General features: G+C 71.3%; 23 protein-coding genes and 1 pseudogene. 10 read left to right on the top strand and 14 right to left on the bottom strand.

Features of this window, described 5'->3' with window-relative positions; all coding sequences use genetic code 11:
- Positions 1-4 precede the first annotated feature (4 nt).
- From DES41_RS28710 to DES41_RS28690, 6 genes are all read right to left on the bottom strand, one after another.
- A complete protein-coding gene (locus DES41_RS28710) occupies positions 5-709 on the bottom strand; it encodes a TetR/AcrR family transcriptional regulator (protein ID WP_245965913.1) in 705 nt (234 codons plus the stop codon).
- A 98-nt stretch (positions 710-807) separates the two neighbouring features.
- Positions 808-1,875 (bottom strand): serine hydrolase, encoded by a 1,068-nt coding sequence (locus DES41_RS28705; protein WP_114471029.1) that lies wholly within the window; start codon positions 1,873-1,875, stop codon positions 808-810.
- Positions 1,811-2,944 carry a serine hydrolase gene (locus tag DES41_RS28700; RefSeq protein WP_245965912.1) on the bottom strand — a complete coding sequence of 378 codons (1,134 nt, stop codon included), beginning with the start codon at positions 2,942-2,944 and terminating at the stop codon, positions 1,811-1,813. The genes DES41_RS28705 and DES41_RS28700 overlap by 65 nt, the downstream gene beginning before the upstream one ends.
- 4 nt (positions 2,945-2,948) lie before the next feature.
- Positions 2,949-3,131 carry a hypothetical protein gene (locus DES41_RS39350; RefSeq protein WP_245965911.1) on the bottom strand — a complete coding sequence of 61 codons (183 nt, stop codon included), beginning with the start codon at positions 3,129-3,131 and terminating at the stop codon, positions 2,949-2,951.
- Between the two features lie 133 nt (positions 3,132-3,264).
- Positions 3,265-4,383, bottom strand: a complete 1,119-nt coding sequence (locus DES41_RS28695) for an anhydro-N-acetylmuramic acid kinase (protein ID WP_114471028.1) — start codon at positions 4,381-4,383, stop codon at positions 3,265-3,267.
- Between the two features lie 16 nt (positions 4,384-4,399).
- A complete protein-coding gene (locus tag DES41_RS28690) occupies positions 4,400-5,743 on the bottom strand; it encodes a M23 family metallopeptidase (RefSeq protein WP_114471027.1) in 1,344 nt (447 codons plus the stop codon).
- A 189-nt stretch (positions 5,744-5,932) separates the two neighbouring features.
- Between DES41_RS28690 and tyrS the strand changes: the two genes are divergently transcribed.
- The 7 genes and pseudogenes from tyrS to DES41_RS28660 all read left to right on the top strand — a co-directional run bounded on the left by tyrS (position 5,933) and on the right by DES41_RS28660 (position 11,923).
- Complete coding sequence (tyrS, locus tag DES41_RS28685) at positions 5,933-7,156, top strand: tyrosine--tRNA ligase (RefSeq protein ID WP_245965910.1); 1,224 nt, start codon at positions 5,933-5,935, stop codon at positions 7,154-7,156.
- Between the two features lie 31 nt (positions 7,157-7,187).
- Positions 7,188-8,093 (top strand): helix-turn-helix domain-containing protein, encoded by a 906-nt coding sequence (locus tag DES41_RS28680; protein ID WP_245965909.1) that lies wholly within the window; start codon positions 7,188-7,190, stop codon positions 8,091-8,093.
- A 109-nt stretch (positions 8,094-8,202) separates the two neighbouring features.
- Positions 8,203-9,180: a Bug family tripartite tricarboxylate transporter substrate binding protein gene (locus tag DES41_RS28675; RefSeq protein WP_114471025.1), complete on the top strand. Its 978-nt coding sequence runs from the start codon at positions 8,203-8,205 to the stop codon at positions 9,178-9,180.
- A complete protein-coding gene (locus DES41_RS28670) occupies positions 9,164-9,946 on the top strand; it encodes an SDR family NAD(P)-dependent oxidoreductase (protein ID WP_114471024.1) in 783 nt (260 codons plus the stop codon). The genes DES41_RS28675 and DES41_RS28670 overlap by 17 nt, the downstream gene beginning before the upstream one ends.
- A 24-nt stretch (positions 9,947-9,970) precedes the next feature.
- On the top strand, positions 9,971-10,981 hold the full coding sequence (locus DES41_RS28665) for a fumarylacetoacetate hydrolase family protein (protein ID WP_114471023.1): 1,011 nt from the start codon (positions 9,971-9,973) through the stop codon (positions 10,979-10,981).
- Positions 10,978-11,181 (top strand): annotated as a pseudogene (locus DES41_RS39645) (NAD-dependent epimerase/dehydratase family protein); the annotation flags it as partial. The gene DES41_RS28665 and the pseudogene DES41_RS39645, both read left to right, overlap by 4 nt.
- 79 nt (positions 11,182-11,260) lie before the next feature.
- Positions 11,261-11,923, top strand: coding sequence for an NAD-dependent epimerase/dehydratase family protein (locus tag DES41_RS28660; RefSeq protein WP_281277240.1), 663 nt, complete (start codon positions 11,261-11,263; stop codon positions 11,921-11,923).
- Between the two features lie 16 nt (positions 11,924-11,939).
- Here DES41_RS28660 and DES41_RS28655 read toward each other — a convergent pair whose 3' ends face one another.
- The 8 genes from DES41_RS28655 to DES41_RS28620 all read right to left on the bottom strand — a co-directional run bounded on the left by DES41_RS28655 (position 11,940) and on the right by DES41_RS28620 (position 19,782).
- Positions 11,940-12,656, bottom strand: coding sequence for an ankyrin repeat domain-containing protein (locus tag DES41_RS28655; RefSeq protein WP_170168312.1), 717 nt, complete (start codon positions 12,654-12,656; stop codon positions 11,940-11,942).
- Positions 12,611-13,096: a GlcG/HbpS family heme-binding protein gene (locus DES41_RS28650; RefSeq protein ID WP_114471021.1), complete on the bottom strand. Its 486-nt coding sequence runs from the start codon at positions 13,094-13,096 to the stop codon at positions 12,611-12,613. The genes DES41_RS28655 and DES41_RS28650 overlap by 46 nt, the downstream gene beginning before the upstream one ends.
- A gap of 89 nt (positions 13,097-13,185) precedes the next feature.
- Positions 13,186-13,809 carry a response regulator transcription factor gene (locus DES41_RS28645; protein ID WP_114471020.1) on the bottom strand — a complete coding sequence of 208 codons (624 nt, stop codon included), beginning with the start codon at positions 13,807-13,809 and terminating at the stop codon, positions 13,186-13,188.
- The gene (locus DES41_RS28640; RefSeq protein WP_114471019.1) at positions 13,806-15,260 is read right to left on the bottom strand and encodes a sensor histidine kinase; all 1,455 of its coding nucleotides are present in this window, start codon (positions 15,258-15,260) and stop codon (positions 13,806-13,808) included. The genes DES41_RS28645 and DES41_RS28640 overlap by 4 nt, the downstream gene beginning before the upstream one ends.
- 18 nt (positions 15,261-15,278) lie before the next feature.
- Positions 15,279-16,166 carry an NAD(P)/FAD-dependent oxidoreductase gene (locus tag DES41_RS28635; protein ID WP_114471018.1) on the bottom strand — a complete coding sequence of 296 codons (888 nt, stop codon included), beginning with the start codon at positions 16,164-16,166 and terminating at the stop codon, positions 15,279-15,281.
- Positions 16,156-16,629, bottom strand: a complete 474-nt coding sequence (locus DES41_RS28630; RefSeq protein ID WP_114471017.1) for an Rrf2 family transcriptional regulator — start codon at positions 16,627-16,629, stop codon at positions 16,156-16,158. The genes DES41_RS28635 and DES41_RS28630 overlap by 11 nt, the downstream gene beginning before the upstream one ends.
- 87 nt (positions 16,630-16,716) lie before the next feature.
- The gene (gene fusA, locus DES41_RS28625) at positions 16,717-18,825 is read right to left on the bottom strand and encodes an elongation factor G (RefSeq protein WP_114471016.1); all 2,109 of its coding nucleotides are present in this window, start codon (positions 18,823-18,825) and stop codon (positions 16,717-16,719) included.
- 207 nt (positions 18,826-19,032) lie between these two features.
- The gene (locus DES41_RS28620) at positions 19,033-19,782 is read right to left on the bottom strand and encodes an IclR family transcriptional regulator (RefSeq protein ID WP_114471015.1); all 750 of its coding nucleotides are present in this window, start codon (positions 19,780-19,782) and stop codon (positions 19,033-19,035) included.
- A 111-nt stretch (positions 19,783-19,893) separates the two neighbouring features.
- Between DES41_RS28620 and DES41_RS28615 the strand changes: the two genes are divergently transcribed.
- The 3 genes from DES41_RS28615 to DES41_RS28605 are packed head-to-tail and all read left to right on the top strand — an operon-like array spanning position 19,894 to position 22,931.
- Positions 19,894-20,907: an aromatic ring-hydroxylating oxygenase subunit alpha gene (locus DES41_RS28615; protein ID WP_114471014.1), complete on the top strand. Its 1,014-nt coding sequence runs from the start codon at positions 19,894-19,896 to the stop codon at positions 20,905-20,907.
- 22 nt (positions 20,908-20,929) lie between these two features.
- Complete coding sequence (locus DES41_RS28610) at positions 20,930-21,919, top strand: Bug family tripartite tricarboxylate transporter substrate binding protein (RefSeq protein WP_114471013.1); 990 nt, start codon at positions 20,930-20,932, stop codon at positions 21,917-21,919.
- A gap of 55 nt (positions 21,920-21,974) precedes the next feature.
- Positions 21,975-22,931 (top strand): PDR/VanB family oxidoreductase, encoded by a 957-nt coding sequence (locus DES41_RS28605; protein WP_245965908.1) that lies wholly within the window; start codon positions 21,975-21,977, stop codon positions 22,929-22,931.
- Positions 22,932-23,056: the final 125 nt, after the last annotated feature.

Here is a 23,056-nt window from a genome sequence, read left to right as displayed (position 1 = left end):
TGTCTTACTCCTTGGGGCGGGAAGGTTGGTTGATCTTGGAGACCCGCTTGCGCGCGGGTGTCGGGGAAACGGGGGCAACGGCGGCCGGATTGCCGTAGCGCGCCAGGATGTGCTCGAAGCCGGCCTCGGCGCGGCGGATGGCGCCGGGGTTCTGCAGGAAGCGCTCCTCGTAGTGCAACGCGAGGATCAGGCCGTGGATCTCGAAGGCCATCTGCCGCGCGTCCGTGTCGGCACGCAGCTCACCCAGGTCCCGCGCCAGGGCCACGGCCTTGTCGAGCGCGCCGAGCCACGACTTGACGGAGCCGACCAGCGCATCGCGCACCGGGCCGGGCCGGTCGTCGAACTCGGCCGCGCCGCTGATGAAGATGCAGCCGGACTGGATCTCGACTGCCACGCGCTGCATCCAGTTGGCGAACAGCGCGCGCAGCCGCGGCAGGCCGCGTTCGACCTGCAGGGCGGGGAAGAACACCTCCTGCTCGAAGCGCTGGTAGTACTCGCGCACGACGGAGATCTGCAGCTCTTCGCGCGAGCCGAAGTGCGCGAACACGCCGGACTTGCTCATCTGCGTGAGCTCGGCCACGGCGCCGATGGACAGGCCTTCCAGGCCCATCTGCGAGGCCAGGCTCAACGCGGCGTCGACGATGACGGCCTTGGTCTGGCGGCCCTTGGGCAGCACGCGCACCTTGTCCGAAGCGGGCGTGGCTTTCAATGCAGCAGTGGATGGACGGGGCATATGCACAATAAAACGAACGATCGTGCGATTTTGCCGGCAAAACCGTCCCGCGCAAGCCCCAGGGCCGGGTTTTTTCAGCGGGTGTTGCGCACCTGCCGCTCGGCCAGGGCGGTGCCGGCGATGGCGCGGCCCACGGCTTCGAACAGCCGCCCCGCGGCGCGTTGCTCGTCGAGATCGGCGGCGCAGACCGCCAGCACGGTCGCGTCGCGCCCGCCGTCCTGCGGCTGTACCACGCCCACGTGGCAGGCGCGCCGGTGCTGGGTGCCGGTCTTGTGGATCAGGGGCAGCGACTTGGGCAGGCCGGCTTCGAGCCGGTAGCTGCCGCGTGTCCCGAATTTCATGGCCTTGAACAGGCGATCGGTGCTGGCCGGCGACAGCAGTTCGCCGCGCACCAGGCGTTCGAGCATGGCGCCGTAGCCGGCCAGCGTGGCGCTGTTGTGGCCTTCGGCGTAGTAGTCGGCATAGGCCGTGTCGATGTCGGTACGCAAGGCGCCGGCCGGCAGCGCCAGCGCGCGGCGCACGGCCTCGGCGCGCTGCGGCATGGGTGCGGCCGCCACCTCCACCAGTTGCCGGTGGCTGAGCCGGCCGGCGTCGGGATGCAGCCGGGCATAGACGGCGCGGCGCACCGCGGTGAAGTCGGTCAGCGGGCCGATCCGGCGCGCACCGAAGGCCTCGGCCGCGCTGCGGTTCAGCGCCTCCACACCCACCACCCGCACCAGCATGTTGGCGGCCGTGTTGTCGCTCTCGCCCAGCATGCGCGTGAGCAGCGTGGCGATGCTGTAGGACTGGCCCACCTCGTTCCAGACCAGCGGGCCGGAGCCGTCGACCTTGTCGGTCTCGCGCAGGACCACCGCGGTGTCCAACTGCAGGCGGCCGGCGTCGACCTGCTGCAGCACGGCCACGGCGATCGGCACCTTGGCGGTGGAGCCGAGGTACCAGGATTCGTCGGCACCGTGGTCGAAGTGGCTGCCATCGCGCAGCCGCTTCACGTACACGCCCAGGCGGCCGGGACTGCCCTCGTCCAGCCGCTCGACCGCGCTGCGCAGGCGCGCGGGCCAATCGTCCGCGCGTGCCGGCTCAAGGGGGATCAGCGTGGCCAGCAGCAGGCAGAGCAGGCGGACGGATGGCGCAACTCGGCGCATCGGGCACTCCTTGTGTCAGCACGCCGGAGCGGCACAGCGCCGTTCCGACCTCGCGCAGCGCGCGCTCGGCACGCACCAGCGACAACTCGCCGCGCGTGCAGGCCACCACCACCACGCGCGTCCCTCCCGCGGGCTGGACGATGCCGGCATCGCAGAAGCGGCCGCGCTGGGTGCCGGTCTTGTGGGCGAAACGCGCACCCGCGGGCAGGCCGGCGCGGATGCGTTGCGGCCCCGTCACCACGCGCTCCATGAGGCCCAGCAGGTAGCGCGTCTGCGTGGGCGGCAGCAGCTGGCCATCGGCCAGCTGCGCCAGCAGTTCGCCATAGGCATCGAGCCGGCCGGCATTGAGGCCGGTGGCGTAGTAGGCGTCGTAGGCCTCGCCCAGCGTGGCCAGGCGGAAATCGCCGACCGGCACCTGGACGATGCGCGCGAGGTATTGCAGCCGCGCGCTGTCGTCGCGCTGCTGGCGGAGCATCAGCAACTCGCGCCCGGCCAGCCTGTGCGCCGCCGGCACCAGCTGGCCATAGGTGGCGCGCCGCACCTCGGCCAGCCGGGTGATGGGGCCGAAGCCGCCAGGCGCCACCTCGGCCGTGACGGCGTTGACCTGCGCCAGCCCGACCAGCCCGATCAGCATGTCGCTGGCGGTGTTGTCGCTGTGGATGACCATCTGCTCGAGCAGGTAGCGGATCGGCAGCGCCGCGCCCACGGCCTGGCGGTTGGTGGAACCGGCGCCATCCACATAGTCGTCGGCACGCAGCGTGACGGGCGTGTCGAGCTGGTAGACGCCACGCGCGATGCCGCGCAGCACGGCGACGGCCACCGGTACCTTCACGGCGGACGCGAGGTACCACGATTGCTCGGCCTGGAAGGACGCACTCTCGCCGCTGCCCAGGGCCCGCACATAGACGCCGATGCGCGGGCCGTCCGGCGCAGCATCGATGTGCGCCAGTGCGGCCGTCAGCCGTTCCTGCCAGGAAGGCGCGGCCGCGGCCGATACAGCTGATACGCAAAGACACAGTGCCAGCCAACACCTGCGGTCCCGGTGGGTGGCGCTGGTGCGGCGCTGCACGGCTTCAGGGCTGCTCGTGCTGCTGGCGCGTCGATTGCCACTCACGGTGCTGCTGCCACAGGCGCGCCTCCTCGGCGCGCCGCTCCCGGCGCCAGCGCACATACCAGACCAGCACCGCGGTCGCGATTCCCGACAGGCCAAGCACCAACACCAGCAAAGACATCGATCCCGAATCTTTCTTGAACAAGGAAGCCGGCCGGACGCCGGAAAGATGGCCCCATGATGACATCGGCGCATGACGGGTCCAAACCGGCGGACTTTCTCCCGTTACACGAAAGCCTTTGTGCGGGCAGGGGAAACACCGCCGCCGCGGTGGCGGATCAGGCGGGGTAGACCGCCCCCAGCACACGCGCACCGCGCGCCCCGGTCACGCTGGCCAGGCTGCCGGTCTGGCCGCGCAGCGTGCGGCTGGCCAGCCAGGCGAACGCTGCGGCCTCGACCTGCTGCGGCGGCAGGCCCAGGGCCTGGGATGACACCACCTGCAGCCCCGGCAGGCCCGCCTGCAGCCGGCGCATGAGGTCGCCGTTGAAGGCGCCACCGCCGCAGACCGCCAGCCGCGTGGCACGGGGCGCATGGGCGCGCACGGCATCCACGCAGGTGCCCGCCGTCAGCGCGGCCAGCGTGGCCTGCACGTCGGCCGGCGCCAGGCCCGGGAACGGTGCCAGCCGCGTTGCGAGCCAGTCCGCATGGAACAGGTCGCGCCCCGTGCTCTTGGGCGGCGGCAGGGCGAAGAAGGGTTCCGCCCGCAGCGCGGCGAGCAGGCCGGCATGCACCTGGCCGCTCGCGGCCCAGGCACCGTCGGCGTCGTAGGCCTGGCCGCGGTGGCGCTGGCACCAGAGGTCGAGCAGTGCATTGCCGGGGCCGCAGTCGAAGCCGAGCACGGCCGCGTCCTGGCCCGATGGCGGCAGCACGCTCAGGTTGGAGATGCCGCCCAGGTTCAGCACCGCCAGCGCCGCATCCGGCTGCCCGAACTGCGCCTGGTGGAAGGCCGGCACCAGCGGCGCGCCCTGGCCGCCCGCGGCGAGGTCGCGGCTGCGCAGGTCGGCCACCACGGCGATGCCGCAGCGCTCTGCCAGCAGCGAGGGGTTGAGCAGTTGCAGCGTGTAGCCGACGCCATCGAAGGCCTGGGGCCGGTGGCGCACCGTCTGGCCATGGGCACCGATGGCATGCACCTGGGCCGGCGCCCAGTTGGCCTGCTGCAGCAGCTGCTGCACGACCTGGGCATAGGCCAGGGCCACCGCGTTGGCCGCCAGCGCTGCGCGGTGCAGTTCGTTGTCGCCGGGGGTGTTCAGGGCCAGCAGTTCGGCGCGCAGCGCGGCATCGAACGGGGCGGCCACATGGGCCAGCACGCGCAGGCCGGGGCCGGCGTCTTCGGCCAGCACGCCGTCCACGCCGTCCAGCGAGGTGCCGGACATCAGGCCGATGAAGCGCTCGGCCATCGGATCGGCCCGCCGCTTACTGCGCGCTGGCCTGTTGCACCGCGCCGGCCGACGACAGCTGCTGGCGCATCACGGAAGCCTGGCGTTCGAACGCGGCCTTGGCCGCGGCCGACACGGTGCCGGCTTGCGCCTGCTTCGCCATGACCATGGGGTCCTGGTGCTCGCCGTTCACGCGGAACTCGAAGTGCAGGTGCGGCCCGGTGGTCCAGCCCGTCATGCCGACCGCGCCGATCTGTGCGCCCTGCTCCACGCGCTCGCCCTGCTTGACGAGGATGCGCGACAGGTGGGCGTAGACCGTCACCATGTCGTTGCGGTGCTTGACATAAATGACGTTGCCGAAGCCGTTCTGCACCCCGGCGAACTCGACCACGCCATCGCCCACGGTGCGCACCGAGGTGCCGATCGGCGCCGCATAGTCCACGCCCAGGTGGGCACGCCACTTCTGCAGGATCGGATGGAAGCGGTTGGCGAAGCCGCTGGTCACGCGCGAGAACTCCATCGGCGAGGCCAGGAAGGCGCGGCGCAGGCTCTGGCCGTCCAGGCCGTAGTAGCCGCCCTTCTGGCCGGGCTCCTGGAACCACATGGACTGGTAGACCTTGCCGTTGTTGGCGAACTCGGCGCTCAGCACGCGGCCGGCGCGCAGCACCTCGCCATCGGCCTCCAGCGTCTCGTAGACCACGGAGAAGCGGTCGCCCTTGCGCAGCGCGCTGCGGAAGTCGATGTCGCCCGAGAACATCTCGGCGATCTGCGAGGCCACCGATTCCGGCAGGCCGGCATCGTCGGTCGCGGCGAACAGCGAGGAGGTGATCACGCCGCTGGCCAGCTGGCTGCCGGCCGTGAGCGGGGCACGTTCGATGCGCGAGCTGAAGCCCTGCGGCGTGCGCTCGACCACCAGGCGCTGGAACTCGGTGGCGTCCGCACTGGCGATCCAGCGCATGCTCAGGCGCTGCAGGCTGTGGTCGTCGGCGGCTTCGGCAGTCACCAGCCGCCCGGCGCGGCCCAGCAGGGTCTGGCGCACGCGGGCGTCACGGCTCAGGTAGGCTGCGGCGGCCGTGTCGGCGATGCCCAGGCGGTCCAGCAGCGAGCGCGCGGTGTCGCTGGAGCGCGTCGTCTCGGTGCGGTAGAGGTTGAAGCGGTGCAGGTCCAGCGCCTCGATCTGCGTGTCCAGCGCGAGCGGCGTGACGCTCTGCGTGAGCTGGCGCACAGGCATGTCGGCCACGTCCGGGCCCAGCGAGGCCACGGCAAAGGCGCCGCCACCGCCGCACAACAGCACGGCAGCCAGCAAGGCAGAAAGGCGTTTCGGGTGGCGCTGCAACAAAGGCACAACGGAGTCGAGAACGGTGGCCAGCCCGTTTTTCAAAAGCTTGTCCCCTGAACGAAGGAAGAAACGGAAGCGAACCCGCCGCGGCGGATTGCAAGAGATCGGGTTTTCGTCTTACAGCGCAACCTAAAATTGCACCGAAAAACCGGGCGCAGTATATCGACGTCACCGGCCCGCAACAAATGGATAACCCTAATGGACACGTCTGTAGACAAAAGTAACGAGAGCATGCAAACGTTGAGCGATCGTGTACGAGAGGCCCTTGCGGTGACGCTGCGCGGTTGCGATGAGCTCATCCCTCAGGCTGATTGGGTCAAAAAGCTGCAGAAGTCGGAGGCCAGCGGCGAGCCGCTGCGCATCAAGCTGGGACTGGACCCGACCGCGCCGGACATCCACATCGGCCACACCGTGGTGCTGAACAAGATGCGCCAACTGCAAGATCTGGGCCACACCGTGATCTTCCTGATCGGCGACTTCACGACCACGATCGGCGACCCCTCGGGCCGCAACAGCACGCGCCCCCCGCTCACGCGCGAACAGATCGAGGCCAACGCCCAGACCTACTACAAGCAGGCCAGCCTGGTGCTGGACCCGGCCCGGACCGAGATCCGCTACAACAGCGAGTGGAGCGACCCGCTGGGCACGCGCGGCCTGATCCAGCTGGCAGCCAAGTACACGGTGGCGCGCATGATGGAGCGCAACGACTTCCACGACCGCTTCCACGCCGGCACGCCCATCAGCGTGCACGAGTTCCTCTACCCGCTGATGCAGGGCTACGACTCGGTGGCGCTCAAGAGCGACCTGGAGCTCGGCGGCACCGACCAGAAGTTCAACCTGCTGATGGGCCGCCACCTGCAGGCCGAATACGGCCAGGAGCCGCAGTGCATCCTGACCATGCCGTTGCTCGAAGGGCTGGACGGCGTGGAGAAGATGTCCAAGAGCAAGAACAACTACATCGGAATCTCCGAAGAGCCCAACACCATGTTCGCCAAGGTGCTGTCGATCAGCGACGTGCTGATGTGGCGCTGGTACACGCTGCTGTCCTTCAAGAGCGAGGCCGAGATCGCCGCGCTCAAGGCCGAGGTCGAGGGCGGCCGCAACCCCAAGGACGCCAAGGTCGCCCTGGCCAGGGAGATCACGGCGCGCTTCCACAGCACCCAGGCGGCCGATGCGGCCGAGCAGGACTTCGCCAACCGCAGCAAGGGCGGCGTGCCCGACGAGATCCCCGAGGTGCAGCTGGCGCTGGCCGAAGACGGTGCGCCCATGGGCATCGGGGCGCTGCTCAAGGCCGCCGGCCTGGCCGCGTCCTCGGGCGAAGGCAACCGCCTGATCGACGGCGGCGGCGTGCGCGTGGATTCCAGCGTGGTCAGCGACAAGGGCCTCAAGCTGGCCGCCGGCACCTACGTCGTGCAGGTGGGCAAGCGCAAGTTCGCCCGCGTGACGCTGGGCTGAGCGCCCGCCACCGCGTTCACCCAGGCCTGCCGTGCTGGACGCCGCGATCGACCCGCAACGCTGGCGTGCACTGGAGCAGGCCTACGTGGACCAGGCCGCGCAGGCCGTGCCCGGGGCCGTGCGGCGCTCCAGCCAGGGCCGCCCCTGGCACGGGCTCGTGGTCTGGGAGCAGGCCAGCCCGGTGCAGGACCTGTACGTGCCGCCCACGGGCCAGCACTGCATCGTCATCCGGCGCGGCCCACCGACACGCCTGTTGCAGCAGCACGGCGCGGCAGCGGCCGACACCGTCTGGCACACGGGGCAGGCCGTGCTGGTGCCCGCAGGCACGCCGACCTTCTGGCGCAGCGAACTGCCGCGCGACAACCTGCACATCGATTTGTCGCCGCAGTGGCTGGAGCGCGCGGGCGGCGACACGGGTGCCGCAGCACGGCGCCTGCACAGCAGCTTCGGCACGGCCGACCCGCTGCTGCGCTCGCTCTCCGAGGTACTGCGCACATCGCTGGACAGCAACACCTCGCTGCAGGCGGGCTTCGGCGACGCCATGGCCATGGGCCTGGCCGTGCACCTGCTCGAGCACTACAGCCATGCCGATGCCGGCCGCCGCCCGGTGGCGCCCCTGAGCGCACGCCAGCTGCGCCAGGTGACCGACCTGGTCGAATCGCGCCTGGACGCGCCCTGGCCGCTGGAGACGCTGGCCGCCGCGCTGGGGCTGAGCCCCTTCCACTTCGCGCGCTGCTTCAAGGCCAGCTGCGGCCAATCGCCCCACCAGTTCGTCACCGCGCGCCGCATGCAGCACGCGCGCCAGCTGCTGCTGACCGGCCGCCAATCGGTGCTGGAGATCGCGCAGGAAACCGGCTATGCCTCGGCCGCCCATTTCGCCCAGGTCTTCCGCCGCCACTGGGGCTGCACGCCCTCCAGCCTGCGGCGCTGCGCCTGAGCGCAGGAATCCGACAGGGTTCGCAAGATCCCGATCGCGGCCGCACCTGCCGCTGCAGATACTCGCACCGCCGCGGCCACAGCGCGGTGCAACCAGATGGTGGAGACCCATGCATTCACGACGTTCCCTGCTGACCGCGACGGCAGCGCTCACGCTCGCATCCGCGGCCCGGGCACAGCCCGCCGCTGCCTTTCCCGCACGCCCGTTGAGCTGGGTCGTCCCCTACCCGGCCGGCGGCTTCGGTGATGCGCTCTCGCGCCTGCTGGCACAAAAGCTCGGCGAGGGCCTGGGCCAGCCGGTGATCGTGGAGAACAAACCCGGCGCGGGCGGCCAGATCGGTGCGGCCTATGTGAAGCAGCAGCCGGCCGATGGCCACACCCTGCTTTACGGCGACCTGGGCCCGTTTGCCATGAACGCAGGCCTCTATCCCAAGCTCAACTACGACACGCTGAAGGACTTCGCGCCGCTGACGCGCCTGCTCAATGCGCCGCTGCTCCTGGTGGTGCCCGTCAACAGCCCCATCGGCAGCTGGGCCGACCTGCTGCGCGCGGCCGCCACGCCGCGCGGCCTCAACTACGGCTCCTACGGCATCGGCAGCCAGCCGCACATCTGGGGCGAGATGCTCAAGCGCCAGACCAAGGGCAACCTCACCCATGTGGCCTACAAGGGCGCCGCGCCCGCCGTGCAGGACCTGATCGGCGGGCAGATCGACATGATGCTGGACGTCGTGGCCAACAGCATGCCCATGGTGCGCGAGCGCAAGCTCAAGGCGCTGGCCCTGGTCGGCACGCGCCGCCGGCTGGCGCAGCTGCCCGATGTGCCGACGCTGACCGAGCTGGGCATGCCCGATCTGGACGCGCCGGGCTGGACCGGCGTCGTCGTGCGCCGCGGCACGCCGCAGCCCGTGGTCGACCGCCTGCACGCGGCCGTCGTGCAGGCCGTGCAATCGCCCGAGGTGGCGCAGCGCTATGGCGATCTGGGACTGACGGTTGCGCCGAGTTCGCAGGCGGAGTTTGCCGAACTCATCCGCAGCGAGACGGCGCGCTGGGGCCAGGTGATCCGCGAAGCGCATGTCACGCTCGACTGAACTCTTCGGCCTGCCAGGCCGGGTCGCGCTGGTCACGGGGGCCGCCAGCGGCATCGGCTGGGCCATCGCCGAGCTGCTTGCGCAGCAAGGTGCCGCCGTGGTGCTGGTCGACCGCGACGCACAGGCCTGCGCGCAGGCGGCGTGCACGCTGCAGTCCGCCGGCGCGCAGGCCCTGGCGCTGGCCTGCGATGTCGGCATCGGCGCCAGCGTCGCCCAGACCGCCGAGGCTGCGCTGCGCTGGCAAGGGCGCATCGACGTGCTGGTCTGCAATGCCGGCATGCAGGGCCCGGCGGCGCCGCTGGCCCAGGCCAGCGACGACGACTGGCAACGCGTGTTCGACGTCAACCTGCGCGGCGCCGCCCGCTTCGCCGACCGGCTGCTGCCGGCCATGGTCGATGGCGGCGGCGGCAGCGTGGTGCTGATGGCCAGCATCGCCGGCCTGCGTGGCAACGGCCGCATCGGCCTGTACGGGCTCAGCAAGGCGGCCCTGGCGCAGCTGGCGCGCAACCTCGCCGTCGAGTGGGGTCCGCGCGGCGTGCGCGTGAACGCCGTCTCGCCAGGGTTGGTGCGCACGCCGCTGGCGGCACCGCTGCTGGAGGATGCCGCCTTCCTGCAGCGCCGGCTGGCCGCAACGCCGCTGCGCCGTGTCGGGGAGCCGCACGAGGTGGCAGGCGTGGTGGCCATGCTGGCCAGCGCGGCCGGCGCATTCATCACCGGACAAAACATCGTCGTCGACGGCGGCACCCTTGTCTCGGACGGCAGCTGAGGCTGCACCAACCTTCCATCTCCCATGAAACTTGCCACCTTGCGCAACGGCACGCCCGACGGCCGCCTGGTCGTCGTCTCGCGCGACCTGCAACAGGCCTTGCCGGCCGACACCGTCGCACCCAACCTGCTGCAGGCACTGGCCGACTGGCCGCTAGCCGCGCCCCGGCTCGCTGCGCTGTCCAGCCAGCTGAACGCGGGCCAGGCGCCGGGGGCCATCCCCTTCGTGCCCGCCGACTGCATGGCGCCGCTGCCGCGCTGCTTCCAGTGGTGCGACGGCTCGGCCTTCCTGAACCATGGCCGCCTGATGGAGCGCGCCTTCGGCACGGCGCCGATCCCGCAGTTCGACACGGTGCCGGTGATGTACCAGGGCGCGGCGGACGACTTTCTGGGGCCTTGCGAGGATGTGCCCCTGCCGGACGAATCCCTGGGCATCGACTTCGAAGGCGAGTTCGGCGTCATCGTGGGCGCGGTGCCCATGGGGGCGAGCCCGGCCGACGCACTGGGCGCGGTGCGGCTGCTGGTGCAGCTCAACGACTGGAGCCTGCGCGCGCTGGGGCCGCGCGAGATGCAATCCGGCTTCGGCTTCCTGCAGGCCAAGCCTTCCACCAGCTTCGCGCCGGTGGCTGTGACGCCCGACGAGCTGGGCCCCGACTGGCGGGACGGCCGCGTGCACCTCGCACTCGAGGTCCACTGGAACGGCGAAGCGTTCGGGCATCCGCACGGCGCGGAGATGCACTTCCACTTCGGCGAGCTGGTCGCGCACGCGGCACGCACGCGGCGCCTGTCGGCGGGCACCCTGATCGGGTCCGGCACCGTCTCCAACGCGAGCCGCGCAGTCGGCTCCACCTGCATCGCGGAACGCCGCGTGATCGAGATGCTGGACGACGGCGCGGCGCGCACCGGCTTCATGCGCTTTGGCGACCGGGTGCGGATGCGCGCACGCACGGTGGACGGCGACCAGGCACCGTTCGGCGTGATCGACCAGCGTGTCGTGCAGGCCGGCGCGGCGCCAGCCAGCCGCAGCCAAGCATGAAGCGCGTGCTGGTCACGGGGGCCGGCGGCTTCGTCGGCCAGGGCCTCGTGCAGCGCCTGCTGCAACAGGCGCAGCTCGAACAGCTGGTCGCCGTGGACCAGCGGCTCGACGAGAACGCGCTGCCATGGCTGCGGGACCCCCGCGTGCGCGCGGTGTCCGGCGACTTCGCGGCCCCCGCCACGCTGCAGCACGCGCTGGCGCAGCCGCCGGACGGCGTCTTCCATCTCGCCAGCCTGCCAGGAAGCCGGGCGGAAACCCAGCCCGACGGGTGGCCTGGCCGTGAACCTGCTGGCCACCGCCGCGCTGTGGCAAGCGCTGGCGGCGCTGCCCGGTCCGCCGGCGCGCGTCGTGTTCGCCAGCTCGATCGCCGTGTACGGCGCGCTGCCCTTCGAGGAGGCCATGCACGAGGACCAGCCCGCGCGGCCCCTGCTGAGCTATGGCGCGCACAAACGCATGGCCGGGATCCTGCTCGCCGACCTCAGCCGGCGCGGCGGGATCGACGGCCTGTCCCTGCGCCTGCCCGGCATCGTGGCCCGGCCGCCGTCACCGACCGGCCACGGCTCGGCCTTCATGAGCGATCTGCTGCACCGGCTGTGCGCGGGCGAGGCGTATGCCTGCCCCGTCGGCCCCGGCGCGCGTGCCTGGTGGATGAGCCTGCCGTGCTGCATCGACAACCTGCTGCATGCCGCGGCCATCCCGCAGGCGCAGCTGGCGCCGCAGCGCGTGGTCCAGCTGCCGGCGTTGACGGCCACGGTCGGCGAAGTCGTCCAGGCCATCGCGCAGCGGCGCGGCGAGGCCTCCTGCCGCATCGACTACCACCCGCACGCACTGACCGAGCAGCACTTCGGCCGCTTTCCCGTGCTGCATGCACCGCAGGCCGAGGCGCTGGGATTCCGCCACGACGGCGGGCTCGGCGCCCTGCTGCGCAGGGCCGTGCCCTGACGGCACTGGACCGTGCTCAACGCGCGCCGGCGCGCTCCAGCATCGCCGCCATGGCCGCGTGGCCGCGCGCCCGGGCCAGCGCGAGCGGCGTGAGGCCTTGGCGGTCGGCCAGCTGCAGGTTTGCACCGGCCGCGATCAAGGCGGCCAGCGTGTCCTGGTGGCGCGGCCCACCATCGCCGAGCACCACGGCCTCGATCGCGGCCGTCCAGTGCAGGTTGTTGACGTGGTCGAGCGGCGCGCCCGCCGCGATGAGCTGGCGCACCACGCCGGCATGGCCCAGGTGGGCGGCCGCGATCAATGCCGTGCCGTCGTAGCGGCTCGTGATGCGCCTGGCGCTGGCGCCCAATGACAGCAGCAGGCGCAGCGTCTCCTCGTCGTCGGCCACGGCGGCGATGGTGACGGCGTCGTAGCGGTCGTTCTCCAGCGCGCCGAGCTCGGCCCCGGCGTCAGCCAGGCGTCGGATCGCCGCGTGCTGGCGTGCGAAGGTGGCGACGTGCAAGGCCGTGCGGCCCTGGCCGTCGCGCACTCGCAGATCGACCGGCGCCAGCCTGTCCAGCGCAGCCAGGTCGCCGCGCTGGGCGGCCGCCAGCACGCCCGTGTAGCGCGCCGCCTCGGCCGCAGCCGGTGCGGTCTGCGCCAGGGCGCCGGTCGCCCAGGCCAGCGCGCAGGCGGCCAGCCAGGCGGTCTTCACTTGAGCAGGTCCTGCACCTTGGCGATGGCGGCCACGGCGCATTGCTCGTCCAGGTGCCCGCCCGGGGCGCCACCGACGCCGACCGCGCCGACGGTCTCGTTGCCGACCTTGATCGGCACGCCACCGCCCAGCAGCAGGAAGCCGGGCAGGTGCACCAGGTTGGCCGCGCCCGGGTTCTTCTGCGCGCCTTCCATCATGGCCTGGGTCGGGCTCTTGGCCGAAGCCGAGGTCCAGGCCTTGCGCTCGCTGGAGGCCAGCGTGTGCGGGCCGGCGTTGTCGGCACGCTGCACGGCACGCACGCCGCCGGCGTGGTCGACCACCGTGGCGGCCACGGCGTAGCCATTGGCGGCGCAGGCGGCCACAGCCGCGGCGGCGACCTGGTTGGCCAGGTCCAGCGAGATGTTGCGTTCGGTGCGCACGGCCTGGGCGAAGCTGGCCTGCGAGGCGAGGGCCAGCAGGCTGGCGGCGACAAGAATTCTCATGGGGAAGGGTCTCCGAAGAAGGAGCCGCCACTGTAGGAACGGCGCCGCCGCGCCGCCATGCGGACGGCTACGCGCGCACCTCCGTAGAACTACGCAGCCGCCTCGCCGTCCACCAGCGCCGCATAGCGCCGGATCAGCTGCGCCAGCGACTCGGCCTCGAGCTTGTCGAACAGGTGCGCGCGGTGCGTCTCCACCGTGCGCGGCGACAGGGCGAGCGCGCGGCCGATCTCCTTGTTCGTGAGCCCTTCGACGATCAGGCCCAGCACCTCGCGCTCGCGCGGCGACAGCTGGCCGTAGCGCTCGCGCGCCGCGCGGTCGGCCTGCACGCGCTCGCGCGAGCGCACATGCTGGCGCACGGCGTTCTGCAAGGCCTCGATCAGCAGGTCCTCGTCGACGGGCTTCTCGAGGAACTCGGCCGCGCCGGACTTGAACGCGCGCCGGCACAGTTCCACCGTGCCGTGGCCGGTCAGCATGATGACGGGCTGGTCCACGCCCTCGGCAACCAGGCGCTGCAACACCGCCAGGCCGCTGGTGCCCGGCATGCGCATGTCCAGCACGATGGCGCCGATGGCTGCGCGTTCGAAGTGCGCGAGGAAATCCTCGGGGTCGGCCCAGGCCTGCACGCGCAGGCCGATGGTGGCGATCAGCAGCGACAAGGCCTCGCGCACGGCCGCGTCGTCGTCGATCAGGTGCACCAGCGGCGTGCTGGTCATGGAGACGCTCCGTTGGCCAGTGGCAGGCGCAGCCGGAACACGCCGCCGCGCAGCCGCGCGTTGGCCGCGCTGAGGCTGCCGCCCATGCCCTGGGCCAGGCTTTCGCACAAGGAAAGGCCCAGGCCCAGCCCGCCCTGGCGCGTGCTGAAGAAGGGCTCGAACACATGGGGCAGCAGCTCGGGTGCCAGGCCCGGCCCACTGTCCTGCACGGCCAGCACGCCCTCGGCCTGCTCGCGCGAAAGCAGCAGCGCAAGCCGCCGCTCGCCCTGCGGCACCTGCTCCAGCGCCTGCAGGGCATTGAGCAGCAGGTTGTGGACGATCTGCTCCAGCGCCACCGGGTCGGCGCGCACCTGCAGGCCAGCGGCCGCGCCGTCCAGTTGCAGCACCACGGCGCGGCGTTGCAGTTCGGGCTCCAGCAGGTCCAGCGCACGGCGCACGGCGGCCGGCAGGTCGACCGCCTGCAAGGCCGCGCCGAGCTCGGGCCGCTCGACCGCGCGCCGCAGCCGGCCCACCACCTCGGTCGCACGCCGCGCCTGCGCGACGGCCTGGTCCATCGCCGCGCGGGCGGTGTCGATCTCGGGCGGGTCCTCGGCCACCAGCCGGCGCGCGGCCTGGGTGTTGGCCAGCAGCGCCGTGAGCGGCTGGTTCAGCTCGTGCGCCATGCCGGCTGCAAGCTCGCCCATCGCGTTGAGGCGGCCGACCTGGCCCAGGCGCAGCAGCGCCTCGGCGCGGCGCCGCGCAGCCGATTGCTGGCGCAGCCAGCGTGCCGCGGCCAGCGCCGCGGCCACCGCCGTCGAGAGCGCCAGCATGCGGCCCCAGGGCAGTTCGGACCAGCCCACGGTGCGCGTGGCCACCAGCGCGAAGGGCTGGCTGGGCGCGGCCAGCGGCTTGCTGAAGGCGTAGGACCAGCCATGCGCGACAGCATGCCCGGCTTGCACCGGCAGGCGCTGGTCGCCCAGCACCAGTGCCACGGCCACGGGGCTGCTGTCGCGCGCCATCGGCCATTCGTCCCAGGGCACCATGCTGGCCACGTCGATCTGCAGGGCATAGGACGCCGGCAGGGCCGCCTGCACGAGCCGGTAGCGGCCTTGCGCCGCATCCAGGTCGGCCAGGACCGGCTGGCGCGCCGTGCGCGAGCGCGCCTCGGCCTCGCGCAGTGCGGCATCCGGCCAGGGCGCCGGCGCGTCGCTGCGCCGGATCGTGAGGATCTGCGAATACACCGAAGGCAGCCGCGCGAGCGCCGCATCGCCAGGTTGCAGCAGCGTGAGCATGGCCAGCACCGCATCGTGCGCCACCACCCGCTGGCTCAGCAGCCGGTGGGCGATGCGCGCATCGGTCTCGAACGCGGCCTCTTCGCGCTGCAAGGCCTGCCGGGCGAGCAGCAGCCCGCCGGCCAGGCTGAGCAGGGCCCAGGCCAGCCACCACTTCCAGGAACGCGGCATCCGGTGCATGCCGCAGATTGTGCGGGGTCAGCCGAAGACCATCGCGCGGTGCATCGCGGCCCCGGCCAGCGTGCCGGCGGCCACGGCCTGCGCGGCATTGCTCCAGGCCATGGCCGCGTCGCCGGCGGCGAACACGCCCGGCACCGAGGTCTGCCCCATCTCGGCGCGGATGTAGGGGCCGGCCGGCGAGGCATCGAAGGCGCAGCCCAGCTGCTCGGCCAGCGGACTGGCCATGGCCACGCTGGGCGCGAGGAACAGGCCGCGCAGCGGCACCACACGGTCGGCCAGCCGCACACCGGCCAGCGCCGTGCCCTCGCCTTCCAGCGCCAGCACGGGGCCGGGCTCGACCGCGACGCCCAGCGCTGCCATGTGGGCGCGCTCGTCATCGGTGATGGGATGGCCGTCCAGGAACAGCGTGGTCGGCCCCCACTCGGCGATCAGCTGCGCCTGGTGCAGCGACAGCGGCATGCGGTAAAGCACGCCCAGCGGCTGGCGGTCGAACTCGTAGCCGTGGCAGTACGGGCAGTGGGCGACGCTCTGGCCCCAGCGCTCGGCCAGGCCGGGCAGATCGGGCAGCAGGTCGCGCACGCCCGTGGCCAGCAGCAGCCGCCGGCCCACGAGCCGCTCGCCGTTGTCCAGCGTCAGCGCGAAGCCCTCGCCCTGCGGTGCGGCCTGGGTGGCCTGGGCCGCCACGAAACGCACCGTCGGGTAGGCCAGCAGCTGCTCGCGCGCCTGTGCCATGAGGGCCAGGGGCGCGCGGCCGTCGTGGCCGAAGAAGCCGTGCGAGGCCTGCGCGAAGCGGTTGCGTGGCGCGCCCGCATCGACCACGCAAACCTGGCGGCGCGCCCGTGCGAGTTGCAGGGCGGCCGAGATGCCGGCGAAGCTGCCGCCGACGACGAGTGCGTCAATGTCCATGTCCGATCTCCTCTGAAAAATGCTGCGGCTGGCGGCCGCTGGCCAGCATGCGGCGGTGGAAATCGGCCGAGAGCTCGGCCAGCGTGACCTCGCCCAGGCGCGCCAGCAGCAGCGCCTCGGCCTGCTGGTAGGCACCCTGCAAGGCGGTGTTCACGGCCTGTTCCACCAGGCATTCGGGGTTGTCGCTGCGGTGGCCCACGGCCAGCAGCGCAGGCGCGCCCACGGCCTCGTGGATGTCGCGCAGCGTGATGCGCTCCAGGGGGCAGCTCAGCACCCAGCCGCCGCCATGGCCCTTGGCCGAGGCGACGAAGCCGGCCTCGCGCAGGCCGGCCATCAGGCGGCGCACCACCACCGGGTTGGTGGACATGGCGCGCGCCAGCGTTTCCGAGGTGGCCGGCCCTGGCATCTCGGCCATGTGCAGCAGCGCGTGCAGCACGCCCGACAATCGGCTGTCTTTGTTCATGCAACATTATGAGTTGCGTGAAATGAAAAACGCCGGCCGGGGGCGCGATGCCCCCGGCCGGCGCAGGGTCGCAACCCGCTCAGACCATCAACGGCGCTCGGACACCACCTTGTCGGCCACCTCGCGCGGCGCCTGCGCGTAGTGCTTGAACTCCATGCTGTAGGTGGCACGGCCCTGGCTCAGCGAGCGCAGCGTGGTCGAGTAGCCGAACATCTCGGCCAGCGGCACCTCGGCCCGCACGATCTTGCCGCCACCGCCCGGGATGTCCTCCATGCCCTGCACCATGCCGCGGCGCGACGACAGGTCGCCCATCACGTTGCCCATGAAGTCCTCGGGCGTCTCCACCTCCACCGCCATCATCGGCTCCAGCAGCACCGGCGTGGCGCGGCGCATGCCCTCGCGGAAGGCCATGCTGCCGGCCATGCGGAACGCGTTCTCGTTGGAGTCCACGTCGTGGTAGGAGCCGAAGGTCAGCGTCACCTTGACGTCGACCACCGGGTAGCCCGCCAGCACGCCGGCCTTGAGCGATTCCACCACCCCCTTCTGCACGGCAGGGATGAACTCGCGCGGCACCACGCCGCCCTTGATCGCGTCCACGAACTCGAAGCCCTTGCCCTCCGGCTGCGGCTCCAGCTTGAGCACCACGTGCCCGTACTGGCCCTTGCCGCCGGACTGCTTGACGAACTTGCCCTCCACGTCCTCGGCGGTCTTGCGGATCGCCTCGCGGTAGGCCACCTGGGGCTTGCCCACGTTGGCCGACACGCCGAACTCGCGCAGCATGCGGTCGACCAGGATCTCCAGGTGCAGCTCGCCCATGCCGGAGATGATGGTCTGGCCCGACTCCTCGTCGGTGCGCACGCGGAAGGACGGGTCTTCCTGCGCCAGCCGCGACAGCGCCACGCCCATCTTCTCCTGGTCGGCCTGGGTCTTGGGCTCCACGGCCTGCGAGATCACCGGCTCGGGGAACACCATGCGTTCGAGCAGCACCACCTTGGACGGGTCGCTCAGCGTGTCGCCGGTCGTCACGTCCTTCAGGCCCACGGCCGCGGCGATGTCGCCCGCGTAGACGGTGTCGATCTCCTGGCGCGTGTTGGCATGCATCTGCACGATGCGGCCGAGCCGCTCCTTCTTGCCCTTGACGGTGTTGTAGACGGTGTCGCCCGACTTCACCGAGCCCGAGTACACGCGGAAGAACACCAGCTGGCCGACGAAGGGGTCGGTCATGATCTTGAAGGCCAGCGCCGAGAACGGCTCGGTGTCCGAGGGATGGCGCTCCACCGTCTTCTCGTGGTCGTGCTCGTCGTGGCCCAGGATGGCCGGGATGTCCAGCGGCGAGGGCAGGTAGTCGACCACCGCGTCCAGCATGGCCTGCACGCCCTTGTTCTTGAAGGCGCTGCCGGCCAGCATGGGCACGATCTCGCCCGCGATGGTGCGCTGGCGCAGGGCGGCCTTGATCTCCTCCTCGGTCAGGGCCTGGCCGTTGAGGTATTTGTCGAGCAGGGCTTCATTGGCCTCGGCCGCGGCCTCGATCATCTTCTCGCGCCAGGTGTTGGCCAGCTCGACCAGGTCGGCCGGGATGTCGGCATAGGAGAAGCGCACGCCCTGGCTCGCATCGTCCCAGACGATGGCCTTCATCTTGACGAGGTCGACCACGCCCTGGAAGTGCTCTTCCGCACCCACGGGAATCTGGATCGGCACGGCGTTGCCCTTCAAGCGGTCGGCGATCTGGCGCTGCACGCGGAAGAAGTCCGCGCCCACGCGGTCCATCTTGTTGACGAACGCCAGGCGCGGCACCTTGTACTTGTTGGCCTGGCGCCAGACCGTCTCGCTCTGCGGCTGCACGCCGCCCACGGCGTCGTAGACCATCACGGCGCCATCGAGCACACGCATGCTGCGCTCGACCTCGATCGTGAAGTCCACGTGGCCGGGCGTGTCGATGATGTTGATGCGGTGCTCGGTGCCCGTGCCGGCCATGCCCTTCCAGAAGGCGGTGGTGGCGGCCGAGGTGATGGTGATGCCGCGCTCTTGCTCCTGCTCCATCCAGTCCATGGTGGCGGCGCCGTCGTGCACCTCGCCGAGCTTGTGGTTCACCCCGGTGTAGAACAGGATGCGCTCGGTGGTCGTGGTCTTGCCGGCATCGATGTGGGCACTGATGCCGATGTTGCGGACGTTCTGGATCGGTGTTTTGCGGGACATGGTGAAAGCTCACTGCTGGAGAGCCGGCCCGCATGAAAAAGAAAGCGGCCGGCCCTGAACACAAGGGCGAGCCGCGCGCGCACGGCTCAGGGGTGGGTGGATGCGAGGGTGCGGGCGATTTGGTACATCGGAGTCTCCGAAAAGGAAGGCGCGACTTTAGACCAAACGAGGTGATGGCGCTCGGCCGCATTTCAAGGGCTGTGGCGTTCAGGACACGAGGCGCCGGGCCGACTCCTGCAACGCCTGGCGCAAGGTGTCGGCACGTGCCTGCAGGGTCTCCAGCCGCATCCCGAGAGTGACCGCCATCGGCGCCTGGCCTGGCAGGTCGGGCAGCAGCACCGCCAGCGTCGCGAAGCCGGTGCGCGGATAGTCGCGCGTCTCGGCCCAGCCCTGCAGGCGGCTGCGCCGCACTTCGTCCAGCAGCGCCGCCACGTCCACCCGCTGTTCAGGCTCGGCCTGCGCGTTGGCGGCGCGCGCGATGCGCTGCACGTCGCGGTCGGTCTCGCGCGTCAGCAGCATCTTGCCGACCGAGGACTGGCACACCGGCCGCATCACGCCGACCGGGAACTTGAGCCCGTTGGCACGCAGGCTGGGCAGCGACAGGATGAAGCGCACGTGCACGCCCTGGCGCAGCCCGACCATCACGGTCTGCCCCGTGCGCAGGCGCAGCGTGTTCATGCTGGACAGCAGGCTGCCCTGGCCGAACAGGTCGTCGTGCATCCAGGTGCCCAGCAGCATCACGCGCAGGGTGGGGCGGAACTCGCGCGTGGCCGTGTCCTGCTGCAGGTAGCCCAGCCGCTCCAGGCTGCGCAGCAGCACCGAGGTGCTGGACAGCGGATAGTCCAGCGCCTCGGCCACGGCCGACACGGTGGCCGGCCCGCGGCGTTCGGCGAACAGCTCCAGCACCTCCAGCACGCGGCGGGCCGACTTGATCGTGGAAGGCGTCTTCTCGTCCATGGCGGGCAGTGTCCGTGCGTGCGGGTGAACCCGGATCCAGGCTTCACAGATGTGAAGCACTCCAGCGGCAGCGAATCCTACAGTTCCTGGGCCCCACGAAGGAGACGCCCGATGATTCCCCGCAACTGCTGGTACGTGGCCGCCATGGCGCACGAACTGCTGCCCGGTGCGCTGTTCCAGCGCACCCTGCTCGACACGCCGGTGCTGCTGTTCCGGCGCCAGGATGGCAGCGCCGCCGCCATCGAAGACCGCTGCAGCCACCGCCGCGTGGCGCTGCACCTGGGCCGCCTGGTCGGCGACCGCGTGCAGTGCGGCTACCACGGCCTGGAGTTCGACGGGAGCGGCGCCTGCGTGCGCATCCCGAACCAGGAGCGCATCCCGCCGAAGGCCTGCGTGCGCGCCTTTGCGCTGGTCGAGCGCGACGGCTTCCTGTGGATCTGGATGGGCGACCAGGCGCTGGCCGACGCGGCCCTGGTGCCCGACTACGCAGAGATCTGCAGCGACCCTGTCTACGTGGGCCGCCGCTCGGACGCCATGCACGTGGCCGCGCCCTACACCTACAACCTGGAGAACGTGCTGGACCTCTCGCACGTGTCCTACGTGCACCGCCAGACCGTGGGCACGCCGCTGGTGGCCGAGACCCGGCCCGAGACCACCGTGCAAGGCGACACGGTGGTGGTGCGGCGCGCCTGGGAGCGCATCGACGCGCCGCCGGTGTTCCGCCGCCTGTTCGGCTGGGAGCAGGTCAAGCGGACCCAGACCATCCACTTCTGGCCCGGCGCCAACATCCGGCTGGACATCACCTCCGAGCCGGTCGGCAACACCGACCCGGCCCTGGTGCGCCGCATCCGCGTGGTCGGCCCCTGCACGCCGCAAACCCGTGGCTCGCACTTCAAGTTCTCCACCATGTACCGCGACTTCGGGCAGGACGACGCGGCCATCACCGAGCAGCTGGCCGATGCCTTCGCCGTCACGCTGAACGAGGACAAGGTGCTCATGGAAGACCAGTGGCGCAACGCCTGCACCGACGGCCCGGACGCGCCGATGTTCGACATCGCCGTGGACCAGGCCCCGCTGGCCACGCGCCGCATCCTCGCGCGGCTGGCGCAAGCCGAAGCGGCCTGACGACACCGACCCGACGACCACCATGTTCCAAAATTCCAGACGCTTCCTGCTGCACGCCGCCCTCGGCGCCGCCATCGCGCCACTGGCGACCGCCCAAGTCGCCGCGCCAGCGGCCGCCTGGCCCACCAAGCCCGTCACCATCGTCGTGCCCTACCCCGCCGGCGGCTCGGCCGACGCCATGGTCCGCCCCATCGCCGAGAAGCTCGCCCGCCTGTGGGGCCAGCCGGTCGTGGTGGACAACCGCACCGGGGCCAACGGCATCATCGCCACCCAGCTCGTGATGCGCGCCGAGCCCGACGGCCACACCGTGCTGCTGCACCTGACGGGCTTCATCCAGAACGCCAGCCTGTACCGCAAGCTGCCCTACGACCCGTTCAGCGACCTGGCCCCCGTCACCCAGATCGGCACGCAGCCCATGGGCCTGGCGGTGGGCAACGGCAGCCCCTACTCCTCGGTCGACGCGCTGCTCGCCGGCCTCAAGACCGGCACCGCGCCGCCGAGCTACGGCTCGTTCGGCACCGGCTCCACCGGCCACATCTTCGGCGAGCTGCTGAAGGCCAGCGCTGGCGTGGACCTGCCCCATGTGCCCTACCGCGGCGAAGGCCCGATGCTGATCGACCTGATCTCGGGCCGCGTCACCACGGGCTTCGTCTCGTCGGCCACGGCGGCCGCGCGGCACAAGGACCGCTCGCTGCGCATCCTGGCCGTGACCGGCCCGCGCCGGCTGGCCTCGCTGCCCGAGGTGCCGACGCTGACGGAATCCGGCCTGCCCGGCTACGACCTGGTCGGCTGGTACGGCCTGTTCCTGCCCAAGGGGGCGCCGGCCGCCGTCGTGCAGAAGATCGCCACCGATGCGCGCAGCGTGATCGCCCAACCCGACATCGCGGCGCGCCTGCGCGAGCTGGAGATCGAGCCGACCGGCACCACGCCGGCCGACTTCGCCCGGCTGCTGCGCAACGACCACGCGCGCTGGGACGCGCTGATCAAGAAATTCCGCATCGAGCTGGAGTGAGCTGCATGTCCCCGTCTTTCGTCCTGGCCGACGTGTGCCTGGGCGGCCTCGGCTGATGGACCGGCCGATGGACCGGCTGGTGGTTCGGGTCGAGGCCGTGCGCCGCGAGGCGCAGGACGTGCACTCCTACGAACTGCGCCGGCCCGACGGCGCCGCGCTGCCGCCGTTCGAGGCTGGCGCCCACATCGACCTGCATCTGGCCGAAGGGCTGGTGCGCAGCTATTCGCTGACCAATGCGCAGACCGAGCGCCAGCGCTACGTGGTGGCCGTGGGCCGCCAGGCCGATGGCCGCGGCGGATCGCGCTTCGTGCACGAGCGGCTGCAGGTGGGCACCGTGCTGCCCATCGGCCTGCCGCGCAACCATTTCGCGCTGCGCGAGGACGCAGCCCACAGCGTGCTGATCGCGGGTGGCATCGGCATCACGCCGCTGCGCGCCATGCACGCGAGGCTGGCGCAGCTGGGCCGCACGTGGGAGCTGCACTATGCCTGCAGGAGAAGCGACCGTGCCGCCTTCGCCCGCGAGCTGCAGGCCCTGGCACCCCACCGGGTGCACCTGCACTTCGGCGACGCAGCAGGCGGCCGCCTGGACATCGCGCGCACGGTACAGGCGGCGCCGGCCGGCGCGCACTTCTACTGCTGCGGGCCGCAGGCCATGCTGCAGGCCTTCGAACAGGCCACGGCCGGCCTGCCGGCCGAGCGCGTGCACCTGGAACGCTTCGCCCCACTGCAGCCGGCCGCCGCGCAAGGCAGCTTCGTGGTCGAGCTCGTGCGTTCGGGCCGGCGGCTGACGGTCGCAGCCGGCACGACGATCCTCGATACCTTGCTGGCCCACGGCGTGGACGCGCCCTATTCCTGCATGCAGGGGATCTGCGGCGCGTGCGAGACGCGCGTGCTCGGTGGCGTGCCGGAGCACCGCGACAGCGTGCTCGGCGAGGCCGAGTGCAGCGCCAACCAAAGCATGATGGTCTGCTGCTCCGGCGCTCGGAGCCCGGTGCTGTGGCTCGATCTCTGAGCGCAGGAATGCACCAACATAAGACGCTCTCCACCACGAAAAGCACCAAATCCATGCACATCCCGCATGGTTAAGCCGGTATTGGTGCATGAATGCACGAGAATGGCGCCCTTTTTTTGCCACTC

The organism is Pseudorhodoferax soli (assembly GCF_003337555.1).
GTDB classification, from domain to species: Bacteria; Pseudomonadota; Gammaproteobacteria; order Burkholderiales; family Burkholderiaceae_C; genus Pseudorhodoferax; species Pseudorhodoferax soli.
This window is presented reverse-complemented; position numbering and strand designations above follow the sequence as displayed.